This window comes from Streptomyces sp. LS1784, assembly GCF_020103755.1.
GTDB lineage: Bacteria > Actinomycetota > Actinomycetes > Streptomycetales > Streptomycetaceae > Kitasatospora.
In genome coordinates, this window is the sequence record NZ_JAHSQD010000819.1 from 1 (window position 1) to 2,756 (window position 2,756).

At 73.7% G+C, this 2,756-nt stretch carries 3 protein-coding genes; all 3 read left to right on the forward strand.

All coding sequences use genetic code 11. The features are described from left to right. Window positions 1-625: dihydrodipicolinate synthase family protein (locus KS423_RS42845; protein WP_224285107.1), on the forward strand; the 625-nt coding region annotated here is incomplete at its 5' end. A 103-nt stretch (window positions 626-728) separates the two neighbouring features. Further along, complete coding sequence (locus tag KS423_RS42850) at window positions 729-1,775, forward strand: aspartate-semialdehyde dehydrogenase (protein WP_224285108.1); 1,047 nt, start codon at window positions 729-731, stop codon at window positions 1,773-1,775. 302 nt (window positions 1,776-2,077) lie between these two features. Beyond that, window positions 2,078-2,756: NYN domain-containing protein (locus KS423_RS42855; protein WP_224285109.1), on the forward strand; the 679-nt coding region annotated here is incomplete at its 3' end.

Consider the following 2,756-nt stretch of genomic DNA (forward strand, 5'->3'; position numbering starts at 1 on the left):
CGAGGCGCTGGCCGCGCTCGGCGCGCGGGTGCCGCAGGCGGCGGCGCTGGTCACCACGCCGTCCTTCGTCCGGGCCGGCGAGGCCGGGACGGTCGCGCACTTCCGGGCGCTGGCCGCGAGCAGCCCGCTGCCGCTGCTCGTCTACCACATCCCGTACCGCACCGGGCAGCAGCTCTCCACCGCCGCGCTGCGCGAACTCGCCGCGATCGAGGGCGTGGTGGGCGTCAAGTACGCGACCGGCGGGCTGGACCAGACGGCCACCGAGCTGCTCGCCGACACCCCCGAGGGGTTCGCCTTCCTCACGGGCGAGGACGCCTACCTCTCGCCGATGCTGGCGCTCGGCGCGGCCGGCGGCATCCTCGCCTCCGCGCACCTGGCGACCGCCCGGTTCGTCGAGCTGGTCGAGGCCTGGCAGGCCGGGGACGTGGAGCGGGCGCGGGCGCTCGGGCACCGGCTGACCGGGCTGGCGCTGTCCGCCTTCACGGCGCCGAATCCGACGGTGACCAAGGGCGTGCTGCACGCCCAGGGCCGCATCCCGACCCCGGACGTGCGGCTGCCACTGCTGCCGGCCGGGGAGGCGGAGGTCCGCGCCGCACTGGCCCTCGCCAGTGGTCTGGACCAGTAGGCGCGCTCTCACACCGTGGAACACCAGGCCGTCCCACCCGCGTGACAAGGCATGATGGGCAGAGTGCGGCTGTGAACAGCACCATTCAGAGGAGTAGTCGGAGATGAAGATCGGCATTGTCGGTGCCACCGGCCAGGTCGGCGGCGTGGTCCGCGAGATCCTGGCGGAGCGCGCCGGACTTCCCGGTGGAATCGGCCCCGTGGAGCAGCTGCGGCTGTTCGCCTCGGCCCGCTCGGCCGGGCGCACGCTGCCCTGGCAGGGCACCGAGGTCACCGTCGAGGACGCGGCCACGGCCGACTACACCGGCCTGGACATCGTGATCTTCTCGGCCGGCGGCTCGACCTCCAAGGCCCTGGCCCCCAAGGTCGCCGCGGCCGGTGCCGTGGTGATCGACAACTCCTCCGCCTGGCGCCGCGACCCCGAGGTCCCGCTGGTCGTCTCCGAGGTCAACCCCGAGGCCATCGCGGACCGCCCCAAGGGCATCATCGCCAACCCGAACTGCACCACCATGGCCGCCATGCCCGTGCTGCGCCCGCTGCACGAGGAGGCCGGCCTGGCCGCACTCGTCGTCTCCACCTACCAGGCCGTGTCCGGCAGCGGTGTGGCCGGCGTCGCCGAGCTCCAGGACCAGGCCGCCAAGGTCGTGGACGGCGCCGCCGCGCTCGCCCACGACGGCGGTGCCGTCGAGTTCCCCGCACCCAAGGTCTACCAGCGGCCGATCGCCTTCAACGTGGTCCCGCTGGCCGGCTCCCTCGTGGACGACGGCTCCAACGAGACCGACGAGGAGCAGAAGCTCCGCCACGAGAGCCGCAAGATCCTCGGCATTCCCGCCCTGAAGGTCGCCGGCACCTGCGTGCGCGTCCCGGTCTTCTCCGGCCACTCGCTGCAGATCAACGCCCGCTTCGAGCGCCCGATCAGCCCCGAGCGCGCCGTCGAGCTGCTCAGCGGCGCCCCCGGCGTCGAGCTGTCCGACATCCCCACCCCGCTCCAGGCCGCCGGCCAGGACCCGAGCTACGTCGGCCGCATCCGGGTGGACGAGACGGTGGACAACGGCCTGTCGCTGTTCGTCTCGAACGACAACCTGCGCAAGGGCGCAGCCCTGAACGCCGTCCAGCTGGCCGAGCTGGTCGCCGCCGAGCTCAAGGGCTGAGCCCCACCGGCCGACCACCGGCGTCCGCCGGTCGGAGCACCGCTGCGTGACCTCGGGCGGGCCTCGTCGTTGAACGGGGCCCGCCTTCTTTGTCCGCCGCCCCGTCGCTCCACGTCGGGCCGGCTGTTGCCGGACCGGGACAACCGGCGAGGTTCGGCAGACGAACCGCGGGTAAAAGGTGACCCAACGATCGGGCGACGACGGGGGCCCCTCACCTCGGCACGCCCGGACGGCGGGCGGACCGCCCATTCCCGAATCGACCCACCCGACTGATTCCGAGGGCGAGCGAAAAGAGGTGCGCGATGGACCGCTGTGTCGTCCTGGTGGACGCCGGATACCTGCTGGGCGCCGCCGCCAGCCTGCTCGCGGGGGATCCGTCCCGCTCCAAGGTCACCGTGAACCACACGGCCCTGATCACCGCGCTGCGAGAGCGCGCCGAGGCCGAGACCGGGCTGCCGCTGCTGCGGATCTACTGGTTCGACGCCGCGCCCGACCGGCGCCCGATGCCCGAGCACCGGCGGCTGAGGGTGCTGCCCAGGGTCACCGTACGGCTCGGCGCGCTCACCCGGGCCGAGGGACGCTGGGTGCAGAAGGGCGTGGACGCCGCGATGCACGCCGAACTCTCCGAACTCGCCCGCAACCGGGCCTGCGCCGACGTCGTGCTGATCACCGGCGACGGGGACCTGCTGCCCGGCATGATGACCGCCAAGGAACACGGGGTGGCCGTCCACCTGTGGGCCCTCCAGGCCGCCGACGGCGACTTCAACCAGTCCGAGGACCTGGTCGGCGAGGCGGACGAGCGGCGGGTGCTGGACCGGGAGTGGATCGAGGGGTCCTTCTCGCTGCGCGAGCACTCCAGCATGTTCCCGGCCCAGGGGGCCCGGCAGGAGATCGCCAAGATCCTCGCCGCCCCGCCCGCCGCGCTGCCCACCGTGGTGCCGCCGGTGGTCCGCCCCGCGGCCGCGGCCGCGGCCCCGGCGA